A 24,057-nucleotide genomic window follows, 5' to 3' on the forward strand; every position below is an offset into this window, starting at 1 on the left:
CGCCACCTACACTCGGCAGGAGTCTGCCCTCTACAACTGCGAGGCAGCGAAAGGCGGTTGGCCATGGCCAATGGTTCGAGGCAGGCGGCGTGGGAGTTCTTCGGCGCGGAGCTGAAGCGGAGGCGCGAGGACGCGGGGCTCAGTCAGTCGGCACTGGGGGTGCGGGTCTTTGTTTCCGGCGGCTACATCGGGCAGTTCGAGCAGGCCATTCGAAAACCTCAGTTGGATGTGGCTCAACGTATTGATGAGGTGCTACAAACCGATGGCTTTTTCGAACGGTTGTGGCGCAAGCTAATCAAGGACCAACCGTTTACGGAGTACTTCGCGCACGCGGCGGAGTTGGAGCGGCTGGCGACGAAGATCTGTGAGTTCGAACCAGCGCTGATCCCCGGGTTGCTGCAGACTCCCGAGTACGCCAGGGGGCTCTTCACTGCAAGCAACCCGTTCGCGACGGACGAGTACATCGAGGACCTGCTCAGGGCCCGCATGGACCGCGCAGCAATCCTCAAGGACGCCACACGTCCGGTGTATTGGGCGATCGTGCACGAGACCGCGCTGCTCATCCCCGTGGGCAGCTCCGCCACGATGGCCGCCCAGCTAGCCCGCCTCAGCGCCATGGCACGCGAACGCAAGGTGTTGCTTCAGGTGATCCCGTTCGCCGCCGGGGCGCACCCGAGGATGGGCAAGATGATGAAGCTCATGGAGTTCGAGGACACGCCGCCAACTGTCTATACAGAGGGCGTGCATTCGTCGAGCCTGCTCGATGAACCGACAGTGGTGAAGCGAGTACAGGCGTCCTACGATCTACTCAGGGCCGTCGCGCTGTCGCCGGAGGCGTCCCTGGCCCTGATCGACTCGGTGGCGGAGGACTATCAACAATGCGCGAGTACGACCTGATCAGCGCCCTCTGGCGCAAGAGCAGCTACAGCAACGGCGAGGGCGGCAGCTGCGTCGAGGTCGCCCACGACTTCGTGGGCGCCGCCCAATGGCGCAAGAGCAGCTACAGCAGCGGCGATGACAGCGACAACTGCGTCGAGGTCGCCGACGGAGTCCCCGGAGTCGTCCCCGTACGGGACAGCAAGGTGCCCCAGGGTCCCGCCCTGGTGATCGGCGCCACCGCCTGGTCCGCGTTCGTGGCGACGGTCGCCTCTCGCGCCGTCTGATCACCGAGGCGAGCCGGACGACGTCCGGCCAGGACCGGCCTGCCACGCTCCCGGCCGCATGCCGGTCGCCTGCCGGAAGAACACCGAGAAGTTGGACGCGTCGGGAAAACCGAGCGCACCGGCACAGCCCGCCGCGGTGAGCCGCTCGTGCGCGAGGAGCCGCTTCGCCTCCAGGACGACCCGGTCGACGATGTACGCCTTCGCCGTGCGGCCGGTGACCTGCTGCACCGCTCTTGAGAGGGTGCGGGGCGCATAGCCCAGGGACCGGGCGTAGTGACCGGCATCGCGATGCTCGCGGAAGTGCGCTTCGACGTCGGCCCGGAACCGTCGGAACAGCGGGTTCGCCGCCCGCGCCTCGTCGTGCGGCGGGCGGAGCCGGGCGATGAGCGCGGAGAGCAGGATCCCGGGCAACTCCGTCGACGCGTCCGCGGGCGGGGCGGACGCCTCCAGCAGAAGGTGGTTGCGCGCGGCGTCGACGAACGGCCAGTCGGCGTCGGGAATCCTCCACTGCCCGGCCGGGTCCGGGGACGCGGCGAGCTCCCGTGTGGCGTGGGTGACCGGCGCGGTCGGGACGAACAGCACGACGTGGCCTGCCACACCGGCGATGTCGTCCCATCGGTGCACCGCGCCGGGAACGACCCACACCACGGACCGCTCCCGGAGCGGGTGTGCGGAGAAGTCCACGGTGACCGATCCGTGCCCGGCGTCGACCACGGCGAGTACGTGGAAGTCGGCGCGTTGCGTACCGCCGTCGTTCAGCTCGCGGAGGCGGTCGAAGGTCATCGTCTCGACAGCGGCGGCACCGTGCCGGACGGGCTGGTAGGTCATCTGCCGGATCGCGGTCACGTGTCCAGTTTCCACCATCGGGCGACCAGTCGCGCCGATGCCCCGGGAGGGTCGGCGGAGATTCAATCGATGTGGAAGATCCACCTCAGAACGCTGACCGAGGAGTTGCGATGAGCACGACCCAGCAGCCGCTGCTGCCCGTTTACGACCACCGGCCCGGGGCCGGGCCGACCCTGGTGTTCCTGCACTACTGGGGTGGTTCCGCCCGCACCTGGGACCTCGTCGTCGACCGCCTCCCGGGTCGCGACGTCCTCACGGTCGACTTCCGCGGGTGGGGCCGCTCGATCGGCCTGTCCGGCCCCTACACGCTCCATCAGCTCGCGGACGACGTGCTCGCCGTGCTCGCCGACGCGGGCGTCACCGACCACGTCCTCGTCGGACATTCCATGGGCGGCAAGGTCGCGCAGTTGGTCGCGGCCGCCCGGCCCGCAGGCCTCCGGGGGATCGTCCTCGTCGCCCCCGGCCCGGCGAAGCCCGCCGCGGAGATCACTCCCGAGTACCGGGAGGCCCTCTCCCACGCCTACGACTCCGACGAGTCCACCGCGGCCGCACGGGACAACGTCCTCACCGCGACCGAGCTGCCCGAACCGGTCAAGTCACAGATCGCGGCCGACTCGCGTGCCTCCGCCGACGCCGCCCGCACGGAGTGGCCGCTGCGCGGCATCGCCGAGGACATCTCCGGGCACACCCGCAGGATCAGCGTCCCCGCGCTCGTCGTCGCCGGGGAGAACGACCGCGTCGAACCCATCGGCGTGCTCCGCGGCAACCTGGTGCCCCACCTCGCCGAAGCCGACTTCACGGTACTCCCGCACACGGGTCACCTGATCCCGCTGGAAGCTCCGGCCGACCTCGTCGACGCGCTCACCGCCTTCGCCCCGGTCAACTGACCCGTGTGCACCGAAGCGAGGGCGCGAGCAGCAGTCCGGGGCGCGAAGTCCGCTGCCGCCCTGGTTTACCCCACACCCGGCTAACGCCCAGGTTTACCCCTCATCGACACCCACGGGTTGACGTGTCCCGGCTCTCCCCCGCGTAACTTCTCCGCTCGTCGGCGACCACGCCGACGACCACGGATGAAACGGGGGAAACACTCGTGCGCATACGTTCACGCATGGCTCCGATCGCTCTGACCGCCGTCCTGCTCGGGGGAGGAACGGCCGCCGCGACCGCCGCGACGGCGAGCGCCGACGTGCCGAAGGCGGGGGCCCAGATCCAGTCCTGCTACGGCAGCGCGAAGAACTACACGGCCGTGGGCGACGGCAGTACGGCGATCTGGCCCGCCGGTACGGCCTGGGCCAAGACCACCAGCAACTGCGCGGACATCAACATCAAGGTGAACTACAACCGGCACGTCAAGATCTGCTACCGCCACGGCTGCGGGGACTACCAGTACGCCAAGGCGGGCCAGTGGAAGGTGCTCGACGCCGACGTGCCGAACGGGTGGGAGTTCTACCTGGAGTTCTCCGGCGGCAACAACGGAACGGGCAAGGTCGCCTACTGACCCGGGGCTGACGCCCATGGGGCGGCCGCGTCGGAAGAAAGGGCCTGCGTCTCGGCGTACGACGGGACGCGGGTCGGCACCAGGGCGTCCCGGGCCACCGACGCGGCCGCCGCCACCGCCGCGCCCAGCGCCGCGCGGAACAGCAGCGATCCGGTGCTGACCCGCCGGGCGCCCGCGGCAGCGAACTCCGCGACGGAGGGACCGTCCGGCGCGTGCAGCACGTTCAGCGGGACGTCGAGCCCCGCGGCCAGTTCCGCGGTGGCGTGCACATCCCGCAGTCCGGGCACGAACACCCCGTCAGCACCCGCCTGTTGGTAGGCGGTGAGCCGTTCGCGCGTGCTCGCCGCCTGTCCGGCGCCCGGCAGCCAGTACGTGTCCGTGCGGGCGTTGACGAAGAGGCGCCCGGACACGGCCTCGTGTACGGCGTGGAGGATCTCGCTCTGGTGCCCGGCCTCCCGCAGGGTGCCGTCCGCGCGGCCGTCCTCGATGTTCACGCCGACGATTCCCGCGTCGGCCAACTCAGCGGCGAGAGACGCCACTTCCTCGGGCCGGTCACTGAAGCCGCCCTCGATGTCGACGGTGACCAGAGCGTCGGTGCGGGCAAGGCCACGGGCGAGCCGTACGGTCTCGGCGCGGGCGGCGCCCGTCCCGTCCGGCAGCCCCGCGGCGGCGGCCACGCCCAGGCTGGTGGTCCCGATCGCACGGAACCCCGCGGCGGCCAGCGCGGCGGCCGAGGCGTGGTCCCAGGCGTTGGGCAGGACCAGAGGCACCCCTGCGCGGTGGTGCAGGTCGCGGAACTCCTCGTACCGAAGTGTCATGCCTCGACCGTACGGGCGCGACGCTTCGGCGCGGACCGAAGCGTGCACGGCGCGGCGGGGCTCGTCACTCCTCGCGGACGGGAAAGCACTGCCGGGGCGTGAGTCCGACGACCCGGTGGAGGGCTGCGACGAACGAGCTGGCCGACGCGTAGCCGACGCGCCGGGCCACCGACTCGACCGGCAGACCCTCGGCAGGGTCCGTTCGCTCGCGCCGACCCGGCTGCCCCACTCCCCCAGGCCGGGAGTCGTCAGACGAAGAAGGCGTTCATCCCGGGCACGTCGGAGAGATAGGTCTCGATACTCGCGATCTTTCCGTCGCGGAGCCGGCAGACCGTGGCCAGATATTCGTCCAGCACGGCGTCTTCCCGGTGCGCGGTGTTGTGCAGGGAGAGCGCCATGTTCTCCCTGCTGACCAGGAGATGCAGCAGCTCGAAGTCGAGGCCGTACGAGGCGATCAGCTGAGCGCGCTCCACCACCGCGTCGGCGCCGTCGGCTGTGCCGGAGATCGTGTTGTCGCCGGGCAGGGTCCAGGTGGCGTCGTCGTGCAGCAGGGCCCGGATGCCGTCCCAGTCGCCCGAGACCAGGGCCTGGTGGAAGGTGCGCCCGAGGGCGAGGGGGGCTTCGTTGGTGGACATGGCATTCCCTTCACAACACTAAAGCGGCGATCTCCGCTTTAGGGCGACCGTAAGCCCCCTGCCCGCTAAGGCGCAACTCTTTGCTTTAAGGTGGAGGGGTGAACGCTGACGCATCGACGAAGCGACCTGGCGGCCGCAGCGCCCACGTCCGTGCCGCCGTACACAGCGCCGCGGTCGCGCTGGTGGGCGAGTTGGGCGCCGACCAGGTGACCCTCCCCGCCGTGGCCCAGCGCGCGGGGGTCAACTCCAGCACCCTCTACCGGCGCTGGGGTACGCTCGCCGCGCTCCTGGCCGACATCGCCAAGCACCGCGGCGACACCGGCGCACCCCCGCTCGTCGGTGACCTGCGCACCGACCTGGAGAACCAGGCGGTCTGGACGCTGGCGGAGCTCTCCCGGCCCGGCGGCATCGCGTTCTTCCGCGCCGAAGTCGCGCCCGACGTCGACGAGCGCCACGACGGACTGCGCGAATGTCTGCGCAGGGTCAGCGAGCGCTTCCGCCCTGTCCTCGACGCGGCGCGGGAGCGCGGCGACGTGCCCCCATCCCTGGAGCAGGTTCTGGATCGGATCGTTGCGCCGCTCTACTTCCGGGTGGTCTTCTCGATCCCCGGCACGGATGAGGCGTACGCCCGCGACCTCGTCGCGGAGCTGCCCGGGAAGCTTCAACCTGAGTTGTGAACTTCACTCGGCTCCTCGCTCCAGCGGAACCGGGGCGACCTCGCGGGCGCGGGCCTCCGGCGCCAAGTCGTCGCGGACGAGGTGGTCGAGGAGCGCGCGGAGCCGTGGGCCGACGGCCAGTACGGTCGGCCGTGAGGGCGCTCGGGCCCGCGGGCGGCTGTCCGTTCCGCGACATGGGTCGGCAGCCTGACCCGTGGTGGCCGGGGAGAACGACCGCGTCGAGCCCGTCGACGTGCTCCGCGACCATCTGGTGCCCCACCTCGCCGAAGCCGACTTCACGGTGATCCCGGACACGGGTCACCTGATCCCGCTGGAAGCTCCGGCCGACCTCGTCGACGCGGTCACCGCCATCGCCCCGGTCACCTGACCCCTGGCACCCCGGCCCACCTCACCGACCCGCAGGCCCTCACGGCCGTGCGTGTTCGGGCAGGGTGAGGATTTCAGCTCCGTCGTCGGTGATGGCGATGGTGTGCTCGCTGTGCGCGGTCCGACAGCCTGTTGCGCTGCGCAGCGTCCAGCCGTCGGCATCGGTGACGAGCGTGGCGGTGTCGGCCATGACCCAGGGCTCCAGGGCGAGCAGCAGTCCGGGGCGCAGTTTGTATCCGCGGCCGGGCCGTCCGGTGTTCGCGACGTGCGGGTCCTGGTGCATGGTCGAGCCGATGCCGTGACCGCCGAACTCGGTGTTGATCAGATAGCCCGCTTCGCCGAGGACCGTTCCGATGGCGTGGGAGAGGTCGCCAATGCGCGCCCCCGGCTTGGCGGCGGCGATCCCCGCGGCGAGCGCGCGCTCGGTCGTCTCGATCATCGCGACACTGTCCGCGGGCCTGGCCTTCCCCACGAGGAAGCTGACGGCGGCGTCCGCGGCCACGCCGCGCCTGGAGATGGCCAGGTCGAGCGTCAGGAGATCACCGTCGGCCAGCGTGTAGTTGTGGGGCCGTCCGTGCAGCACGGCGTCGTTGACGGCCGTGCAGATGTAGTGGCCGAAGGGGCCGCGCCCGAAGGAGGGCGCATAGTCGACGTAGCAGGACTGCGCTTCCGCCCCTGTGATCATCTCCTTCGCCCACTGGTCGATGTCCAGGAGGTTCGTGCCGACCGTGCTGCGGCGCTTCAGGGTCTGCAGGATGTCTCCGACCAGCGCGCCGGTCTCCCGCCCCCGGTCGAGCATGGGGCGGCTCAGGATCTCGATCATGGGGACCTCTCACTGTACTTCCAATAACTATACCGGTCTAACTATACCGGTATGAAAATGGGCTCACGGTCAGGTCGCCGCTCGGTCCAAGCGGAGAACCCGATGACGTATGACGTATTCCTGCCCCGCGGGCCGTTGCCGTCTTCGCTTCATGGAACCGAATCGCTGCGTCGGCATGGAGAGGTGAGATCGAATACAGGCATGCCTCCCACGCCTGCCCGCCGCCCACGGTTACGCCGTACCACCCGCCTCACTGCCCGGATCTCCACCAGCCCGGGAGCAGGCGCCACCCGGCCAGCGAACACGTCCCCCGCCTCCGACCCCGCTCCTGGGGGACGTCCGGGGGGCATGGACTGGGCGCGCCGGATCGAGCTGTTCACGGTCGTGGTCGCCGCTGTCGTGGCGGTGGTGGGTCTCTGGTACTCGAACGTTCAGACCAGGCAAGCCAACGAGCAGGCCCAGCAGGCCAACACCCAGGCGCGAGAGGACCGGGCGCTGGCCAAGGAAGGGCAGATAACCGACCGGTACACGGCGGCGGTGGGGATCCTCGGCGAGGACAAGATGGACGTGCGGCTGGGCGGCATCTACTCCTTGAAGCGGATCATGCAGGACTCCCGCCGTGACCAATCCACCATCGTCAACGTCCTCGCCGCCTACATCCGCACCCACGCCGCCGAACCCCCGGCGAAGGGCCAGGACCTCCCGGCCGACCTCCAGGCCGCCTTTACCGTACTCGTCGACCGCGACGTGACCGAGGACGACGCCTACCCCCTGGATCTCCATGGGGCCAAGCTCCCCGGCCTCACTTTCCAACGCACGGGCGAAAGAACGGTCGACCTGAGCAACGCGGACCTGAGCGGCACGGACCTGAGCGGCGCGGCCCTGAGCGGGAACCTGAGCGGCGCGGACCTGGGCGGCACGAACCTGAGCGGCGCGGACCTGAGCGGTACGAACCTGCGCGCTGCGAACCTGGGCGACGCGAACCTGCGCAACGCGAGCCTGCGCCATGTGGACCTGCGCTATGCGAACCTGGGCGATGTGAACCTGCGCGGTGCGGACCTGAGCGGCACGGAGCTGAGCGGTGCGAACCTGCGCGACGCGAAGGGCCTGACGAAGGACCAGATCGACTCGGCCCGCGCCAACTAGGTGTCGTGATGACCGGGGTGCCCGTGATCCTCGGCCTTCCCGGCCCAGCCGCGCATCCACGGGGGCGGGACGTTTCGGTGCGGGCCGAAGCGTTCAGGACGCGGAGTCCAGCGGGAAGTACTGCCTCGGCGTCAGGCCCACCACATCGTGGAACGCCGCCGCGAAGGAGCTGGCGGAGGCATAGCCGACGCGGTGGGCCACCGCCTCCAGGGGCAGGCCCTCGGCCAGGAACGGCATCGCCGCGCGCATCCGCAGGCGTCGGCGCCACTGGCCGAAGGCCAGTCCCGTCTCTGTGCCGAAGAGCCGGGCCAGCGTGCGTGCGCTCGCACCCACCCGCAGACCCCAGGACGACAGGGCGCGGTCGTCCGACGGGTCCGCCGCCAGCGCCCGCGCCACCTCCGCGGCCCGCGGATCCTTCGGCTCCGGCGCGGACACGTCCGTCACCGGCACCGGACACAGCGCGTCGAAGAGCACCGCTTCCGCACGAGCGCGGGCCTCCGGCGCCAAGTCGTCGCGTACCAAGTGGTCGAGGAGCGCGCGGAGCAGCGGGCCGACCGTCAGCACCGTCGGGTCCGTCCAGGACGCGGAAGAGGGGCAGCTCGCGGGCGGCAGGTACAGGCTGCCCAGCACCGCGTCGCCCTCGGACTCCGGCGCGTGTGACACGCCAGCGGGGATCCACAGGGCGAGGGACGGAGGGAGCAGCCAGGAACCGTGGTCCGTGCGGATGCGGAGCAACCCGCGGGCGGGCCAAGCCAGTTGGTGTGAGGCGTGGCGGTGTGTCGGGAGTGCGTGGCCGCGCGGCATGGGGAAGTCGCCTATGAACAGCGCGGTGGCGGTCGGGACGGCCGGAACCGTCGGCCCGGCCCGCTCGGGCGGCGTCGGCTGTCCGTTCCGCGACATGGCTCGGCAGCCTAGCCCGTGGTGGCCCCCGTCGGGCCGGACCTAGCGTCGACGTATGCCGATGAACTTCGCTCACCGGAAATTCTGCAGCTCCGAGAAATGGGCGCGGATGGTCGAGGAACACGTGCTGCCCTGGGCACTTGAGGGGGTCGAACTGGGGGACGATGTCGTCGAGATCGGGCCGGGGTACGGGGCCAATCTGCGTGCGCTCGTCGAACTCACGCCCCGCCTCACCGCCGTCGAGATCGACGAGGAGACCGCGCGGCTCCTGGAGCGGCGCTGGGGACACCGCGCGCGGATCCTGCACGCGGACGGCGCGGCCATGCCGCTGCCGGACGCGGCGCATTCGTCCGTCGTCTGCTTCACGATGCTCCACCACGTCCCGACGGACGAGCTCCAGGACCGCATCTTCGCCGAGGCGTTCCGCGTACTGCGGCCCGGCGGCGTCTTCGCGGGCAGCGACGGCCAGCCGAGCCTCGCGTTCCGGCTGCTGCACATCCGCGACACCCGGAACACGGTCTCCCCGGCGGGGCTTCCGGACCGGCTGAAGGCCGCGGGCTTCACGGAGGTGGCCGTCGGTCTGCATCCACGGAGTGGGGCGCTGCGCTTCCGTGCGCACAAGGCGTAGCCCAAGATGTGGGCATGAAGAGTGACTTGTTCTCCAGCGACCACATGGCCCAGCCTGCCCACGTCCCCGGCATGACCCTACAGAGCGCCAAGTCCATCAAGTACGCGGTGAACGGCGAGATGCACGCCCGGCAGGGCGCGATGATCGCCTACCGCGGCAACCTCCAGTTCGAGCGGAAGAGCCAGGGCGTCGGCGGCATGCTCAAGCGGGCGGTGACCGGCGAAGGGCTGCCGCTGATGGCCGTGCGCGGCCAGGGCGAGGCATGGTTCGCGCACGAGGCGCAGAACTGCTTCATCGTCGACGTCGAGCCCGGCGACGTCCTCACCGTCAACGGCCGCAACGTCCTCTGCTTCGACGCGACCCTCTCGTACGAGATCAAGACCGTGAAGGGCGCGGGCATGACCGGCGGCGGCCTGTTCAACAGCGTCTTCACCGGCGCGGGCCGCCTCGGCCTGGTCTGTGAGGGCACGCCGCTGGTGATCCCCGTCTCGCCGAAGGAGCCCGTGTACGTCGACACGGACGCGGTGGTCGGCTGGACCGCCCACCTCAGCACGTCGCTGCACCGCTCGCAGTCGATCGGCTCGATGATCCGCGGCGGCTCGGGCGAGGCCGTGCAGCTGAAGCTGGAGGGCGAGGGGCACGTCATCGTGCGGCCGAGCGAGGCGACGCCGCAGAAGGCGCAGCAGCACTGAGCGCACGCCACCGCGGTGGACGGTCGTCATCGGACGGCAAGTACCTTTCGTCTCATGGTTCTTGACCAAGGCAACCAGAGTCTGCGGCTGCGTCCGCCGCGCAACACCCTGGACCGCCGCGCCGTCGCCTGGTGGCGTACGCAGCTGCTGCTGACGGTGGCCGCCCCGGTGGCAGTCCTCGGCCTGCTCGGCGCGCTCATCGCGCCCGCCCGCTTCTGGCTGCTGCTGCCCGCCGTGGTCATCGCGGTGCCGGGGCTGCTCGTCGGGGTGCTGCTGCCGCTGTGGTGGTACAAGGTCCACCGCTGGGAGGTCACCGACGACGCGGTCTACGTGCGGACCGGCTTCTTCTGGATGGAGGGCAGGATCGCGCCGATGTCGCGGCTGCAGACCGTCGACACGATGCGCGGGCCCGTCCAGCGGGTCTTCGGGCTGACCACGGTGACCGTCACCACGGCGTCCGCGAGGGGCGCCCTGAAGGTCAAGGGCCTCGACCACGCGACCGCCGCCGAACTCGCCGAGCGGCTGGCGCTCGTCACTCAGGCGACGCCGGGGGACGCGACGTGAGCGGGGTCGCGGCGGCCGAACCGTCGACGGATGAGGGCGCTGGTCAGGACGTCGCGGACGACACCGACTGGCGGCGGCTCGACCGGCGTTCACTGCTCGTCACCGTCCAGATGACGGGCGGTGTGGTGACCGCCATCGGCCTGCCGATCACCCTCAGCTTCCAGGGCTGGGTGGCCATGGGGCCCGTGATCGCCTGGGCGGTGGGCCTGAGTCTGCTCCTGATCGCGAGCGGCGTCGGCCTCGACGCGCTGCGGCTGCGCCACAGCCGCTACCGCGTCGGACCCGAGCGGGCCGAGCTGCGCAGCGGCATCCTCTTCGCCAAGCACCGCTCCCTCAGCCGCGAACGCATCCGCTCCGTCGACCTCGTCGCCCACCCGCTGCTGCGCCTCCTCGGTCTGGTCGAGGTCCGGATAGGCACCGGCGAGCAGAGCGGGGGCCAGGAGGCCACCCTCGAACTCCGGCCCGTCCGCAGGGCGGAGGGCGAGCGGCTGCGGCGCGAGCTGCTGAGCCGGGCGGCGACGGGCGGCGCGGCGGACGCGCAGGGCACCATCGCCTCCCTCGACCCGCGCTGGATCCGGTACGCCCCGCTGTCCTTCGTCACCTCCGCGCTCGCCGCCGCGGCGGGCGGCGCGGTGATGCAGGTCAGCGAGTGGTTCGGGGTGCAGGAGGACGTCATCGAGTGGGTGGGCGACGTGTTCCGCGGGATGTCCGTGACGGGCATGGTGCTCGCGCTGATCGCGATCGGTCTCGCCGCCGGGTCGGTGGGGGCGCTCGGTCTGTGGATCGAGATGTGGTGGAACTACCGCCTGGAACGGGAGCCCGGCGGGACGCTTCGGGTGCGGCGCGGGCTCTTCACGACGCGCTCGATCTCCCTGGAGGAGGCGCGGCTGCGCGGCGTCGACCTGGTGGAGCCACTGGGCCTGCGACTGTCGGGCGCGGCCCGCGTGGACGCGGTGGCCACGGGCCTGTCCCGGCGCGACGAGGAGGACCAGGCGGGGCCGAGCACGCTGCTGCCCGCCGCGCCGCGACGGCTCGCCGACGAGGTGGCGGCGCAGGTCCTGCGGGAGCCGGTGACGCCGACGGCGACGGAGCTGGCGCCGCACCCGCGGGCCGCTCGGTCCCGGCGGATCCGCTGGGCGGTGTCGGCGGCCCTTGCGCCCGCGCTGGTCCTGCTGCTGCTCGGGGCGCTGCTCGACGTGCGGATGCTCACGTATCTGGGGGCGGGCACGGCGGTGGTGCTGGTGCCGGTCGCGGTGGCGCTCGCCTGCGACGCGTACCGCAGCCTGGGGCACGCGCTCGACGCCGACTACCTGGTCGTGCGGTCCGGGACCCTGCGCCGCTCCACGGTGGCGCTGCGGCGCGGCGGGGTCATCGGCTGGACCGTCAAGCAGTCCGTGCTGCAGCGCCGGGCGGGCCTGGTGACGCTGAGCGCGACGACGGCCGCGGGCGCGCAGGCGTACGCGGCGTACGACGTGGCGGAAGCGGAGGGGCTGGAGTTCGCGGAGCGAGCCGTGCCGGGGCTGCTCGCTCCGTTCCTGGAGCGCCGGGACGGCTAGGTCGTTTCCGACGAGTCGCAGTGCAGGGCGTTCGGGGGATCGCACCGCTCCTGGAGTGACCCTTCGCTCACTCCGCCGCTTCGCGCTCGCGCGCCGCGCGGACCGCCAGCACGTTGTCGACCAGCCGCTCGGCCTCGGTCGCCGGGTCCATCGGCAGGGTCAGCAGCGCCCGCACATAGGCCGGTGCCAGCACCAGTTCGAAGATGTCCATCCAGGTCAGCACGGTGGCACCGGCGGCGTCCAGGGTGGCCTGGATCTGCTGGATGCGGGGCTCGGCGAAGCTCCGCGGGTCCTGTCCCTCGCCGCCGGCCCGGAGCAGGGCCCGGAAGAAGGCCAGATGGCCGGGCTCGGTCAGGTCGCCGAGCAGGTTGGTGATCCAGGCGTGCAGATCGGCCCGCAGGTCGCCGGTGGCGGGCAACGGCGAACGACTGGCCAGCTCGTCCACCACCGCGTCGATGATCAGGCCGTCGGCGCTGCGCCAGCGGCGGTAGACGGTGGCGAGGTGGACGCCCGAGCGGGCCGACACCTCCGCGATGTCGACGGTGCCGTCGGCCGATTCGGCCAGCAGCTCGCGGGTGGCCGCGCGCACGGCCTCACGGGTGCGGGCGGTACGGCCGCCGGGGCGGGCTGTCCCTGATGCTTGCGTCACCACTTCACTCTAACGCGAAACCCTTGCATTAGGGCGACCGCGATGCCTACTCTAAATGCGAAAGATTCGCATGAGGGGTGCTGGGATACCTCTGCGATCGAAGCCGAAGCCGAGGCGGAAGCCGAAGCAGAAGCGGAACCGGAGGATGTCGTGGCTCACGTACTCGTCGTCGGCGCTGGAATCGCGGGGGACACACTCGCGCTGCTCATGGAGAGGGACGGCTGGACGGTCACCGTCGCGGAGATCGCGCCGACCCTGCGCACCGGCGGCCAGACCGTCGACCTGCGCGGCGACAGCCGGGAGGTCCTGGAGCGTGCCGGACTGCTCCGGCAGGCGCTGGACTGCCTGGTGCCGCAGCGCGGCGCGGCCTGGATCGACGCGCGGGAGCGGCGTCTGGCCGAGATGCCGGTGGAGGCGTTCGACGGGCGCGGTTACGTGTCACGTGAGGAGCTGCTGCGCACGGACCTCGCCCGGATCATCCACGAGGCGACCGGTCCTGGCGTGACGCACCGGTTCGGCGAGACCGTGGAGGCGCTGGAGGACACCGGGGCAGGAGTGCTCGCCCGCTTCCGCAGCGGCGCGCAGGAGACGTTCGACCTGGTGGTCGGCGCCGACGGCGCGCACTCACGGGTCCGCGCGCTGCGGTTCGGACCGGAGGAGGACTACCGCAGGCCCCTCGGCCTGGCCCACGCCTGGTTCACCCTCACCGAGCGGCCCGGGACGCCGCCCCTCGACGGCTGGTTCCTGACCCACAACGCACCTGGCCGCCGCAGCGTCGAGGCCCGGCCCGGCCACCCCGGGCAGCAGGAGGTGGGCCTGACCTTCGCCGCCGACACACTGCCCTCGCGGCACGACCGCGAGGCCCAGCTCGCCCTGCTTGAGCGGACGTTCGCCGGTGTCGGCTGGCGCACCGCCGAGTTCCTGGCCGCGGCCCGGCAGGCCGACGACTTCGCGCTGGACACCTTCGACCAGGTGCACGTGCCGTGCTGGAGCACCGGCCGGATCGTCCTGCTCGGCGACAGCGCGTGGTGCGCGAGCCCGCTCAGCGGACTCGGCACCGCCCTCGCCCTGCGCGGCGCCGCCGAGCTTGCGGCGGCGCTGCGCACCGCGGGCGCGCCCGGCGACACCTCACGGACGCCCGCCGCGCTGACCGCCTTCGAGCGGACCATGCGACCCAAGACCGCGTCGGCTCAGCAACTGCCGCCCGGCCGGGTCGCGTCCATGGCACCCAAGTCCGCGCTGGGAATCCGGGTCAACGCGCTGGTGATGCGCGCACTCCAGTCGAAGGCCGCGCGCCCGCTCGTCCGCAAGGCCTTCGCCGACTCCGAGCACGGCCGCACCGGCGCCCCCGCGGGAGAGCGCCTGACTAGCCCGGCCAGCTGACTTGTCGCCCCCAGGGCCCCTAGCTGGCGGCCCGCTGCTCGTAGCCGACGAGACGGACGCAGGTGGTGAGGCCCTTGATGGCCTCCTCCAGCTCCTCGGGGCGCGGGTAGCTGGGTGCCACGCGGATGACGGCGTCGCGGGGGTCGTTGCCGTGCGGGTGGGTCGCACCGGCCGGGGTCAGCACGATGCCCGCAGCGGCGGCGCGGCGCACGACCTCCTTGGCGCAGCCGTCCGGGACCTCCAGGGTCACGAAGTAGCCGCCCTTGGGGGACGTCCAGGTCGCGAGGCCGGTGCCGCCGAGCTCGGACTCCAGGATCCGCGCGACGGTCTCGAACTTGGGCTGCAGCAGGGCGCGCTGGCGCTCCATGTGGGCGCGTACGCCGTCGGCGTCCTTCAGGAACATGACGTGCCGCAGCTGGTTGACCTTGTCGGGGCCGATCGACCGCTTCTGGTTGTTGGCCAGCAGCCACTTGATGTTGGCGGGCGACGAGCCGAAGAAGGCGACGCCCGCGCCCGCGGCGGTGATCTTCGAGGTGGAGCCGAAGACGAACGTGCGGTCTTCGTGCCCGGCGGCGGCGCAGGCTGCCAGCAGGTCCGCGATCTCGGCGGGCTCGTCGGTGAGGTGGTGGGCGGCGTACGCGTTGTCCCAGAAGATCCGGAAGTCGGGGGCGGCGGTGGGCATCGCGGCCAGGCGCGCCACGGTCTCGTCGCTGTAGACGACGCCGTCGGGGTTGCTGTACTTGGGCACGCACCAGATGCCCTTGACCGCCGGGTTCTCCGCGACGAGCCGCTCGACCTCGTCCATGTCGGGGCCTTCGGCCGTCATCGGCACGGGGATCATGTCGATGCCGAACCGCTCGCAGAGGCCGAAGTGCCGGTCGTAGCCGGGCACGGGGCACAGGAACGCGATGCGCTCCTGGTCCGCCCAGCGGGACTCGGCGCCGGGCAGCACGCCGAGGAGGGCGTGCACGAGGCAGTCGTGCATCAGCTCCAGGCTGGAGTTGCCGAGCGCGAGCAGCTGGCCCGCGGGCACCTGCAACAGCTCGGCGAAGATCTCCCGGAGCTCGGGGAGCCCCTGGAGCCCGCCGTAGTTGCGCACGTCGGTGCCGTCGGCGGCGGTGTGCCGTCCGCCGGGCAGGCTCAGCAGGTCCTCGGCGAGGTCGAGCTGCTCGGGCGCCGGCTTGCCCCGGGTCAGGTCGAGGGAGAGCCCGCGCCCCGCGAGGGCGTCGTAGTCCTTCCGTGCCTGCTCGAGCAGCCCGTCCAGGGCGGCGGCATCGGGGCTCAGCTCGGTGGTCATCGTGGTGCCTCTCGCAGGTGCCTCTTCGGTGGGTGGAGCCTGCCGAGGATACAAACCGGCGCGGGTACGCGGCGCGCACGACCGCACCGCGAGACCGCGGCTCCGCCCCGCTGCTACCCCCGCAGAGGGCTCGGACGCCGTGCGTGGAGGGTGATCAGGAGCACACAGGAGAGGGCCGCGAGGACGGCTGCCGCGCCGAGCAGGGCCGGGGGCGGCACCGCTCCGGACAGCAGCGACACCACGTACGGCGCGAACATCCCGACGTACGCGGCCGTCCAGAAGTACGCGGTGAGGCGGGCGAGCCGGTGCGGCGGCGCGAGGACGGCGACCTCGGTGAGCCCGTACGTGAGTACGAAGCCGTAGCCCGCGCCGAGAATCACGGCGGCGACGAGGGCGAGAACGGAATTCCCGGCCCCGGCGGCGAGCGCGGCGCCCCCGAAGCCGAGGGTGACGACGAGCAGCCCCGCAACGGCGGTCGCCAGCCGATGCCGCTTCGCCACGCGCCGGGCAAGAGGCTGCACGAGCAGCCCGGTGCCGGGCACGAGGGCGGTGGCGACACCGGTGTAGACGAGCCCTCCGTGCACGAGCCCGGGCAACGTCACAAAACCGACGCTGGGGGCGGCGAAGACCCAGGGGGCGACGGGGAGAATCCCACGGCGGAAGCGCGATCCGGTGCCGGTGCGGGTGTTGGTGCCTGTGGCGCTCTTGGCGTCACTGCTCGGCTCGTGGCGCCGTACCCCCGTCTCCGGCGCCGTCCGCGCGGCCACGCACGCCCCCGCCGCCAGCAGCACGTGCGGTATGTACGCCGTGATCATCGGGGCCGGTGCCCACCGGGCGATCAGTGCTGCCGCCAGGCCGCCCGAGGCGAAGCCCGCCGAGACGAACAGGCCCGCCCGGCGCGACGCGGTCGAAGTCGTCCCGGCGCCGGTCGGCGCGTCCGGGGCCGAGGACAGTTCCTTGATCCACGCGCTGCCCGCCGCCAGCAGCGCCCCCGCGCTCACCCCCGTCACGAACCGCCCCGGCCAGAGCCACTCCGTGGCCCCCGCCCCCAGCATCAGCACGCCCGTGGAGAGCAGGTTCAGGACGAGTGCCGTCAGGGCGACCGGCCTGCGTCCGACGCGGTCGGCCAGCGGGCCGCCCACCAGGAGGCCGGGGATGAGCCCGACGACGTACAGCGCGAAGAGACCGGTGACGGCGGACTCGGAGAGACCGAGCTCGGAGCGGTAGGCGCCGAGCAGTGCGGAGAACTGGTTGGCGCTCCAGCCGGAGGCCATCATGATCCAGGCGGCCCGCAGCCCGTGGCGGCGGGCAGGAGTGAGGGTGGGAGCGGGCCCCTGCACGGGGCGGACGGGCGGGGTGGTGGTGATGCTCATGCTGCCCAGTCGTAGGCGCTCCGCGCGCCCGCGCGCCGCCCGCGTTCACGATTCGTGAAGACGGCGCGCACGCCGCTGACCTCCGGGTCTACGCTGATACGCATGTCCTCCGCACCGCTCGATCTGCGACTTCTGTCGTCGTTCCTCGCGGTGGTGGAGGAGGGTCACTTCGGCCGGGCCGCGGCCCGGCTCTTCCTCTCGCCGCCCGCCGTCACCCAGCACGTCCGCCGACTGGAGACGGAGCTGGGCGCCCTCCTCGTCGACCGGAGCGCGAGCCCGGTGGTGCCCACCCCCGCGGGCGTGCGCCTGGCCGGTCACGCGCGCGTCCTGCTCGCCGCGTCGAACGCGGCCGTGGACGACATGGCCGAGGCCCTCCGCCTCGGCACGGGCGCGGTGGACCGGCCGCTGCGGGTCGGCATCATGGGCCACGGCTCGGCCGAGCTCACCCCGGCCGCGATCAACGCCTACCGGCGGGCCCGTCCCGACGTCCGGGTGGCGATACGCCAGCTGGACTTCACGGAGCACGTGACGGCACTGACGGAGGACCGCGTGGACGTGGCCTTCGTACGCCCGGGGCCCGACGACGCGCGGGTGGTGGCCGACGTGCTGACGACGGAGCAGCGCATCGTGGTCGTCCCCGCGGGCTCCCCGCTGGCGGAGGCCAGGCTGAGCGGCGCGACGGTCGCGGACATCGCGGGGCTGCCCTTCGTCCGCGTGCCCGGCCACACCCCGCGCACGTTCACCGACTACCTCTACTTCGGCGAGGAGGCCCAGCGCCGCAGCACGGACTTCGCGGTGACCCCGCAGGAGGTGCTGACCGGGGTGATCACGGGCCGGGCGGCAGGCTCGGGGCTGAAGTCCTTCGCCCGCTACTACGCGTGGCCGGGCGCTGTCTTCGTACCGGTGATCGACGCCCCGTGGGAGAGCAGCTATCTCGCGGTGCGCGCGGACGAGGAGAACCCCGAGGTGCGGATCTTCCGCGCGCTCGCGGTGGCGCTGGCGCGGGAGCTGGGGCCGGTCATCAGCAGCGAGGGCCTGCGCCCCTGACCGGCCTCGGCACATGGCCCCCGCCCGCCCCGACACCCCGCCCCGCGGGACCGCGCGAGCCCGCCTCCCCCAGGACGGACGGCCGGTCGGCCGGCTGGCAGAGCACGAACGCGACGTCGTCGGTCAGCGGCTCCTTCGTGTGCCTGGTCAGCCGCGCGTACAGCGCGTCGAGCGCGTCGGCGGGCAACGGCTCCCCCAGCGCCTGGGAGACCCCTTCGAGCAGCGGGAAGTCGGTGCCGCTCGCGTCGCGGGCCTCGCTGAGCCCGTCGGTGTAGAACAGCACCCGGTCGCCGGGCTGCAGCCAGGCGCGGTGCACCGCGGGCGCCGTGCCGAGCCCCAGCGGCGGCGCGTGTTCCGGGGGGTCGAGCAGCTTGGTCCGCCGGCCCACCCGCAGCGGCGCCGGGTGCCCGCAGTTGGCGATCCTGACCTCGCCGGGCGCGAACTCGGCGAAGAGCGCGGTGACGAAGTCCTCGGGGCCGAGGACCGGGGAGATCCGGGCGTCCACCGTCCGCACCAGGTCGGAGAGCGAGGGGGTGACGTAGACCTGGTCGCGGAAGGCGCCGATGACCTCGGCCGTGATCCGCAGCGTCGCCAGGTCGTGACCGCAGACGTCCCCGATCAGCACCCGGAGGCCGTACGGCGTGTGCGCGACGTCGTACACGTCGCCGCCGACCGTCGCCCCCTGGACGGGGCAGTGGTGCTGCGTGCACACCTCCACCCCGCCGAGGTGGGTGGCGACGGGGCGCAGGATCGCCCCCTCCGCCGCCCGCGCCACCTCGGTGACGCTGGCCAGGGCGGCCGTGTCCGACGCGTGCCGGGCGGCAGCGCGGACGGTGAGCGCGCCGCCCGCCGTCAGGACGAGGAAGTCCAGGAAGAAGTGCGGCGAGGCGGCGAAGCCGTGCGCCGCCCATACCGTCGGCGCGAGCAGCACGGTCCCGCAGGCCACGGCGGCCGTCTGCCGGACGCCGAACCGCACGCAGACGGCCAGCGGGACGAGGAGCAGCGCGGCGGCCGCGGGCGTCCAGAGCCCCGCGAGCGCGCCAGGGGCGGCGAGGGCGGAGCAGACGGCCCAGGGCAGTGCGCGGTCGGCGCAGGCCCTCCATCGCTCACGCCACCCCTTGAGGATGGCCATGCGCAGGCCCCCTGACTCTCCGTAGCCCCGCTCGATGAACGGCCACTATGGCTGAAAGTCCTTGGCTGCACGACCTGTTGTCCGGAGCAGGCGGTCCGATGACCGGTGATGAGCTTCTCGTGCCTACTTTTGCGCGCCCTGCCCAAGGCGTCACCCATGTCGGGTCAATCTCGGGGCGATCGCGGCTCTGCGGCACCGGAGGGGAGCACACTGTGCGACGTGAATCTCCCCTCCGAGACGACCAGTTTCGTCGGGCGTACCGGCGAACTGCGTTCGCTGGTCACTCTGCTGGAAACCGGCCGTCTCGTGACACTGACCGGCGTGGGCGGCGTCGGCAAGACACGGCTCGCGCTGCGGGTGGCCCGTCGGCTGGAGCCGGACTTCACGCACGGGGCGCACATGGTCCAGCTGGCACCGCTGCGGGAACCGTCCCTGCTCGGCAATGTCCTCCTCGAAGAGCTCGGCCTGGTCGACCAGGCCGCCGGGCCTCCCGAGGAGCTCGTCGCCCGATGGCTCGCCGACAAGAAACTCCTCCTGCTCCTCGACTCGTGCGAGCACCTCGTCACGGAGTGCGCCCGCATGGCACGGATGCTGCTCGACGCCGCGCCGGAGCTGCGCGTCCTGGTCACCAGCAGGCAGCCGCTCGGCGTTCCCGGCGAGCGGTGCCACGAGGTGGCTCCGCTGCCGGTGGCGCACCCTCCCGCGGGGGCGGACACGGCCACCGAGTACGACGACGCGCTGGCGCTCTTCATCGACCGGGCGGCCGTTTCGATGCCGGACTTCGCGCTGAACGGCCCACGGCGGGCCGCGGCCGCGGCCGTCTGCCACCGCCTCGACGGCATCCCGCTGGCCATCGAACTCGCGGCGGCCCGGCTGTCCGACCTCTCCATCGAGGAACTCGCCGACCGGCTGCAGCACCGCTTCGAGGCGCTGATCACCCAGGACGGGACGCAGCGCGGCACCACCCCGCCGCGCCACCGGACGCTGCGCACCACCATCGGCTGGAGCCATGAGCTGTGCGAGCCGTTGGAGCGGCTGCTGTGGGCCCGCCTCTCGGTGTTCAGCGGCGGCTTCGAGCTGGACGGCGCGCAGGCCGTGGGCGCGGGCGGCCCCCTTCCGGCCCGTGAGGTCGAGCGGCTGCTCGAAGGACTGGTCACCAAGTCCCTCGTACGCCGCCGAGCGGAGGGCACGGGCCCCACGCGGTTCGACATGCTGGACACGGTGCGCGAGTTCGGCGCGCAGTGGCTGCACGAGCTGGGCGAGGAGGACCTGGCCCGGTGCAAACACCGGGACTTCCACCGAGAGTTGGTGCTGCGGGCCGACGCGGAGTGGCTGGGCCCGCGCCAGGTCGCCTGGTACACGCGGCTGTCCGCCGACCACGCCAACCTCCGTGCGGCACTGGAGTTCAGCCTGTCGCGCGGCGAGGGGCGCGCCGCCCTGGAGATGGGCGGCGCGCTGTGGTTCTTCTGGTTCGCCTGTGGATTCGCCCGGGAGGGCAGGCACTACGTGGGGCGGGCGCTCGACCTGTGCCGCGAACCGGGACCGGAGCGCACCAAGGCCCAGTGGGCGTACGGAGTCGCGGCCCTCGGGCAGGGCGACATCGACGCCATGTGGGAGCCCGCGCACGCGCTGCGCGAGGCCGTCGGGGGCGCCGACGGCCCCGGGGCCCACGCCGCCGACTACCTCGAAGGCGCAGCCCTGACCCTGCGGGGGGACCAGCAAGGGGCCTCCGCGGCGTTCGACGCGGCGTCGGGACCCCCGCACCCGGAGGACCCCTTCCCCGAGGCATGGCTCCTGATCAAGGCGACGCGCTCGTACGTCCACGTGAACCGCGGGAACTTCGCGGCCGCCGCGGACAACGCCGACGAACTGATCACGATGACCGAGAAGCTCGGCGAGCGGTGGATGAGCGGCTGGGCCGAGTACACGCGCGCCATGGCGTCCGCCGGGCTCGGCCTCCCCTCCGAGGCCGCGGTCCACGCCCGCAGGTCACTGGAGGGCAAGGCGCTGCTGCACGACAGGCTCGGTGTCGCCATGGTGATCGACCTGCTGGCCTCGACGGCCGCCGCCGCGCACCGGAGCAGGCACGCGGCACGCCTGCTCGGCATCAGTCAGCGCATGTGGCAGGCCATCGGCCCGTCCCAGATGGGCTCGCCCGAACTGCTCGCCGCCCGCACCGAGTCCGAGCGCGCGATCAGAGCGTCCATCGGCGACGCCGCGTACGAGGAGGAGTACCGGGCCGGTCTGGACACCGACACGGACGACGGCCTCGCCTACGCCCTCGCCCCGGAGAACGGCACCGGGGAGGACCACACCGGATAGCCCCCGGCTACCCCACCCCCCGCATCCCCTGCCCCGCCCGCGCCCCGATCCCCCGGAAGTGGTCGGCCATCGCCCGCTGCGCGCGCCCCGCGTCGTTCGCGCGCAGCGCGGCCACGATCTCCCGGTGCCGGGCCACCGTCAGCTCGGGCGCCGGGTCGCTCGCCCAGCCCCGCACCCCCGCCACCCGGTGGAAGACGTGCCAGAACGCGCCGAGGAGCTGCGGCACCAGTTCGTTGCCGAGCGGGCGGTACAGCGTCTCGTGGAACTCGCGGTCCAGGTCGGGAAAGGCCGTGCCCGCGGCCACCGCCTCCCCCATCCCGCGCACCAGCAGCTCCAGACGGGACAGCTCGGGCTCGCCGAGCACCCCGGCGACGCGCCGCATCAGCCCCTCCTCCAGGACCTCGCGCAGCTCCAGGATCTCCACCAGGGCCCGGGTGTCGTCGCGGAGCCTGACGAGCGCCCGGAAGGTCAGGCCGTCGGCCAGCGGGGTGAGCGAAGCCTGCCCCACATAGGTCCCGTGGCCGTGTCTGATCTCCACGATGTCCAGGGCCTGGAGGGCCTTGAGCGCCTCCCGCACGGAGTTGCGGCTGACGCCGAGCGCGGCCATCAGCTCGGTCTCCGTGGGCAGCGGCGCGCCCGGCCGCAGCCCTCTTTCCAGGATCAACTCGACGACCTCACGCCGCACTTGACCGCTCACACGCCGCTCTCGGATCGGCTCCTCAGCCATGCGCGCCATCGTAGACACGTCGGACATCCCACGTCCCACCTCCGGCCCGACTTCGTCCCGATCGGATCCCTGCGCGCTCCCTTGACCGGGTCCCCCGCCGCTCCTATGGTCGCCACGCCACCCACGACGTAGGACGTGGGACCTCTCAGGGAGGCAAGGGAGACACACCGTGAGTGATCTGATCCCCAGGACCACGCCGGACCGCCGGTCCTTCCTCAAGTACACGGGTGCGCTGGGCGCTGCCGCGGCCGTCACTTCCACGCTCTCCGCCTGCTCCTCGGGACCCGAGTCCACCAACGAGACCGGGGACGGCGGCCAGGGCGGCAGCTCGACGCTCACCGCCGTCATCGGCTACGGGAACGACGGGAGCTGGGACCCGACCCAGACCGCGTCGGCCTTCGCCATGGCGGGCAACGAGCACATCTACGAGGGCCTGCTCGGCACGGACCCGATCAGCCGTGAGCCGTACGCGGCGCTCGCCACCGCGATCCCGGCCGACCTGAAGGCGACGACGTGGAAGTTCACGCTGCGCCCGGGGGCCAAGTGGCACGACGGCAAGCCCGTCACCGCCGACGACGTGGTGTTCGTCTTCGAACGGATCCTCGACCCGAAGACCCAGACCCTCGCCAAGGGCTTCTTCGATGGCTGGCTCAAGGAGGTCAGGAAGACCGACGCGACCTCCGTCGAGCTGATCCTCAAGTTCCCCTTCCCCGACGGCGCCGCCCGCCTCTCCCTCGCCAAGATCATGCCGAAGCACGTCTTCTCGAAGCCGGGCGCCTGGGACGAGGCGACCAAGGGGAAGGCAGTGGGCTCGGGACCGTACAAGATGGCCGCGCACCACCCGAAGTCGAACACGACGTTCGAGGCCTTCGACGACTACAACGGCCCGCGCAAGGCCGCGTTCAAGAAGATGAACTGGCTGACCATCGTGGACGCCGCGCCGCGCGTCGCGAAGATCTCCGGCAGCAGCGCCGAGGCGGAGATCTCCGACAACATCCCGTACGCCAACATCGAACAGCTCAAGAAGGGCGGGATGACCGTCGAGGGCGGCGCTGGGATGAACAACCTCTTCCTGCTCTTCAACACCGCGCACAAGCCGTTCGACGACGTCCGCGTCCGCCAGGCCCTGCACTACGCCATAGACCGCGAGAAGATGATCCAGGCCGCCCTCAAGGGCCACGGCAGGGCCTCGACGTCCTTCCTCAACGAGGCCAACCCCTCCTACCGGCCCGCCAGGACCGTCTACGGCTACGACCTGGCGAAGGCGAAGAAGCTCCTGAAGGCCGCCGGGGCCGACGGGCTGAAGATCAACCTCATGGCCGTGAACGTGAGCTGGATCGTCGACTGTCTGCCGACCATCCAGGACGGCTGGGAGAAGCTCGGCGTCGACGTCACCCTCGACCCGCAGGAGACCACCGCCGTCTTCACCAAACTGGACCAGAAGAAGGACTTCCAGATCGTCGCGGCCGCCTCCAACCCCAACCAGTTCGGCCTCGACGCCGATCTGATCATGCACTACAACTACGGCCCCGAGAACATCTGGATGGGCTACGCGCGCTGGGCCGACAACGCTGTCGCCAAGAAGCTCTTCAGGGACATGGACCAGGCCACCCGCGAGCCCGAGGCGTCCAAGAAGCGGGCGATGATCCAGGACTACATCGACACCGTGGCCGAACAGGCCGTGCTCTATCCGGTCGTGCACAACGAACTGATGACCGCCTGGGACCCAGAGAAGATCACCGGCGTCAAGGCCCAGCCGTATCCGGGGATCAATCTGCTGCAGGCCAAGTGGGTATGACAGAGCGACAGTTCAGG

At 71.8% G+C, this 24,057-nt stretch carries 24 protein-coding genes and 1 pseudogene; 15 read left to right on the plus strand and 10 right to left on the minus strand.

All coding sequences use genetic code 11. From position 1 onward, the window contains the following. Positions 1 to 63: 63 nt before the first annotated feature. Positions 64 to 897: a helix-turn-helix domain-containing protein gene (locus tag AC068B_RS03060; protein ID WP_478668610.1), complete on the plus strand. Its 834-nt coding sequence runs from the start codon at positions 64 to 66 to the stop codon at positions 895 to 897. Next, on the plus strand, positions 879 to 1,163 hold the full coding sequence (locus AC068B_RS03065; protein WP_478668611.1) for a DUF397 domain-containing protein: 285 nt from the start codon (positions 879 to 881) through the stop codon (positions 1,161 to 1,163). The genes AC068B_RS03060 and AC068B_RS03065 overlap by 19 nt, the downstream gene beginning before the upstream one ends. On the opposite strand, the gene AC068B_RS03070 is transcribed toward AC068B_RS03065, so the two are convergent. Then, positions 1,164 to 2,027, minus strand: a complete 864-nt coding sequence (locus AC068B_RS03070) for a helix-turn-helix domain-containing protein (protein ID WP_478668613.1) — start codon at positions 2,025 to 2,027, stop codon at positions 1,164 to 1,166. It abuts the gene before it with no gap. 92 nt (positions 2,028 to 2,119) lie between these two features. Between AC068B_RS03070 and AC068B_RS03075 the strand changes: the two genes are divergently transcribed. Both AC068B_RS03075 and AC068B_RS03080 read left to right on the plus strand, forming a co-directional pair. Continuing rightward, positions 2,120 to 2,896, plus strand: coding sequence for an alpha/beta fold hydrolase (locus AC068B_RS03075; protein ID WP_478668614.1), 777 nt, complete (start codon positions 2,120 to 2,122; stop codon positions 2,894 to 2,896). Between the two features lie 221 nt (positions 2,897 to 3,117). Then, positions 3,118 to 3,507, plus strand: a complete 390-nt coding sequence (locus AC068B_RS03080) for a hypothetical protein (RefSeq protein WP_478668616.1) — start codon at positions 3,118 to 3,120, stop codon at positions 3,505 to 3,507. Here AC068B_RS03080 and AC068B_RS03085 read toward each other — a convergent pair. Further along, positions 3,501 to 4,325: an isocitrate lyase/PEP mutase family protein gene (locus AC068B_RS03085; protein ID WP_478668617.1), complete on the minus strand. Its 825-nt coding sequence runs from the start codon at positions 4,323 to 4,325 to the stop codon at positions 3,501 to 3,503. The two genes, AC068B_RS03080 and AC068B_RS03085, sit on opposite strands and share 7 nt — an antisense overlap. A gap of 248 nt (positions 4,326 to 4,573) precedes the next feature. Continuing rightward, the gene (locus tag AC068B_RS03090) at positions 4,574 to 4,960 is read right to left on the minus strand and encodes a nuclear transport factor 2 family protein (RefSeq protein WP_453265228.1); all 387 of its coding nucleotides are present in this window, start codon (positions 4,958 to 4,960) and stop codon (positions 4,574 to 4,576) included. A gap of 98 nt (positions 4,961 to 5,058) precedes the next feature. Between AC068B_RS03090 and AC068B_RS03095 the strand changes: the two genes are divergently transcribed. Both AC068B_RS03095 and AC068B_RS03100 read left to right on the plus strand, forming a co-directional pair. After that, positions 5,059 to 5,637 (plus strand): TetR/AcrR family transcriptional regulator, encoded by a 579-nt coding sequence (locus AC068B_RS03095; RefSeq protein ID WP_478668618.1) that lies wholly within the window; start codon positions 5,059 to 5,061, stop codon positions 5,635 to 5,637. A 193-nt stretch (positions 5,638 to 5,830) separates the two neighbouring features. Further along, positions 5,831 to 6,004 (plus strand): annotated as a pseudogene (locus AC068B_RS03100) (alpha/beta fold hydrolase); the annotation flags it as partial. A 39-nt stretch (positions 6,005 to 6,043) separates the two neighbouring features. Here AC068B_RS03100 and map read toward each other — a convergent pair. Then, complete coding sequence (gene map, locus AC068B_RS03105; protein ID WP_478668620.1) at positions 6,044 to 6,826, minus strand: type I methionyl aminopeptidase; 783 nt, start codon at positions 6,824 to 6,826, stop codon at positions 6,044 to 6,046. 348 nt (positions 6,827 to 7,174) lie between these two features. Here map and AC068B_RS03110 point away from each other — a divergent pair, with 348 nt between their 5' ends. Beyond that, positions 7,175 to 7,972 (plus strand): pentapeptide repeat-containing protein, encoded by a 798-nt coding sequence (locus tag AC068B_RS03110; protein ID WP_478668621.1) that lies wholly within the window; start codon positions 7,175 to 7,177, stop codon positions 7,970 to 7,972. A gap of 93 nt (positions 7,973 to 8,065) precedes the next feature. On the opposite strand, the gene AC068B_RS03115 is transcribed toward AC068B_RS03110, so the two are convergent. Next, a complete protein-coding gene (locus AC068B_RS03115; protein WP_478668622.1) occupies positions 8,066 to 8,872 on the minus strand; it encodes a helix-turn-helix domain-containing protein in 807 nt (268 codons plus the stop codon). Between the two features lie 109 nt (positions 8,873 to 8,981). Between AC068B_RS03115 and AC068B_RS03120 the strand changes: the two genes are divergently transcribed. From AC068B_RS03120 to AC068B_RS03135, 4 genes are read left to right on the plus strand one after another with little or no spacing between them, the layout of a single operon-like run. Beyond that, positions 8,982 to 9,500, plus strand: coding sequence for a class I SAM-dependent methyltransferase (locus tag AC068B_RS03120; protein WP_478668624.1), 519 nt, complete (start codon positions 8,982 to 8,984; stop codon positions 9,498 to 9,500). Positions 9,501 to 9,514: 14 nt separating this feature from the next. Then, entirely contained in the window at positions 9,515 to 10,192 is a 678-nt protein-coding gene (locus AC068B_RS03125; protein WP_478668625.1) for an AIM24 family protein, read from the plus strand. Between the two features lie 54 nt (positions 10,193 to 10,246). Beyond that, positions 10,247 to 10,756 (plus strand): PH domain-containing protein, encoded by a 510-nt coding sequence (locus AC068B_RS03130; RefSeq protein WP_478668626.1) that lies wholly within the window; start codon positions 10,247 to 10,249, stop codon positions 10,754 to 10,756. After that, positions 10,753 to 12,312: a PH domain-containing protein gene (locus AC068B_RS03135; protein ID WP_478668627.1), complete on the plus strand. Its 1,560-nt coding sequence runs from the start codon at positions 10,753 to 10,755 to the stop codon at positions 12,310 to 12,312. Before AC068B_RS03130 ends, AC068B_RS03135 begins: the two co-directional genes overlap by 4 nt. Before the next feature lie 67 nt (positions 12,313 to 12,379). On the opposite strand, the gene AC068B_RS03140 is transcribed toward AC068B_RS03135, so the two are convergent. Next, positions 12,380 to 12,961: a TetR/AcrR family transcriptional regulator gene (locus AC068B_RS03140; protein WP_478668628.1), complete on the minus strand. Its 582-nt coding sequence runs from the start codon at positions 12,959 to 12,961 to the stop codon at positions 12,380 to 12,382. 150 nt (positions 12,962 to 13,111) lie between these two features. Here AC068B_RS03140 and AC068B_RS03145 point away from each other — a divergent pair, with 150 nt between their 5' ends. Then, positions 13,112 to 14,344 (plus strand): FAD-dependent monooxygenase, encoded by a 1,233-nt coding sequence (locus AC068B_RS03145; RefSeq protein WP_478668630.1) that lies wholly within the window; start codon positions 13,112 to 13,114, stop codon positions 14,342 to 14,344. A 19-nt stretch (positions 14,345 to 14,363) separates the two neighbouring features. Here AC068B_RS03145 and AC068B_RS03150 read toward each other — a convergent pair whose 3' ends face one another. Together AC068B_RS03150 and AC068B_RS03155 are read right to left on the minus strand one after the other, a co-directional pair. Next, positions 14,364 to 15,641, minus strand: coding sequence for an aspartate aminotransferase type Ic (locus AC068B_RS03150; RefSeq protein WP_478668631.1), 1,278 nt, complete (start codon positions 15,639 to 15,641; stop codon positions 14,364 to 14,366). A gap of 113 nt (positions 15,642 to 15,754) precedes the next feature. Next, entirely contained in the window at positions 15,755 to 17,014 is a 1,260-nt protein-coding gene (locus AC068B_RS03155; RefSeq protein WP_478668632.1) for an MFS transporter, read from the minus strand. Positions 17,015 to 17,116: 102 nt separating this feature from the next. Here AC068B_RS03155 and AC068B_RS03160 point away from each other — a divergent pair, with 102 nt between their 5' ends. Beyond that, on the plus strand, positions 17,117 to 18,061 hold the full coding sequence (locus AC068B_RS03160) for a LysR family transcriptional regulator (RefSeq protein WP_478668634.1): 945 nt from the start codon (positions 17,117 to 17,119) through the stop codon (positions 18,059 to 18,061). On the opposite strand, the gene AC068B_RS03165 is transcribed toward AC068B_RS03160, so the two are convergent. Then, positions 18,036 to 19,193 (minus strand): PP2C family protein-serine/threonine phosphatase, encoded by a 1,158-nt coding sequence (locus AC068B_RS03165; RefSeq protein ID WP_478668635.1) that lies wholly within the window; start codon positions 19,191 to 19,193, stop codon positions 18,036 to 18,038. The two genes, AC068B_RS03160 and AC068B_RS03165, sit on opposite strands and share 26 nt — an antisense overlap. Before the next feature lie 219 nt (positions 19,194 to 19,412). On the opposite strand from AC068B_RS03165, the gene AC068B_RS03170 reads away from it, so the two are divergent. Beyond that, positions 19,413 to 21,515 (plus strand): ATP-binding protein, encoded by a 2,103-nt coding sequence (locus AC068B_RS03170; RefSeq protein ID WP_478668636.1) that lies wholly within the window; start codon positions 19,413 to 19,415, stop codon positions 21,513 to 21,515. A 7-nt stretch (positions 21,516 to 21,522) separates the two neighbouring features. Here AC068B_RS03170 and AC068B_RS03175 read toward each other — a convergent pair whose 3' ends face one another. Further along, positions 21,523 to 22,251, minus strand: coding sequence for a FadR/GntR family transcriptional regulator (locus AC068B_RS03175; RefSeq protein WP_478669229.1), 729 nt, complete (start codon positions 22,249 to 22,251; stop codon positions 21,523 to 21,525). Between the two features lie 160 nt (positions 22,252 to 22,411). Between AC068B_RS03175 and AC068B_RS03180 the strand changes: the two genes are divergently transcribed. Beyond that, on the plus strand, positions 22,412 to 24,040 hold the full coding sequence (locus AC068B_RS03180; RefSeq protein ID WP_478668638.1) for an ABC transporter substrate-binding protein: 1,629 nt from the start codon (positions 22,412 to 22,414) through the stop codon (positions 24,038 to 24,040). Positions 24,041 to 24,057: the final 17 nt, after the last annotated feature.

The organism is Streptomyces sp. NPDC042371 (assembly GCF_056437465.1).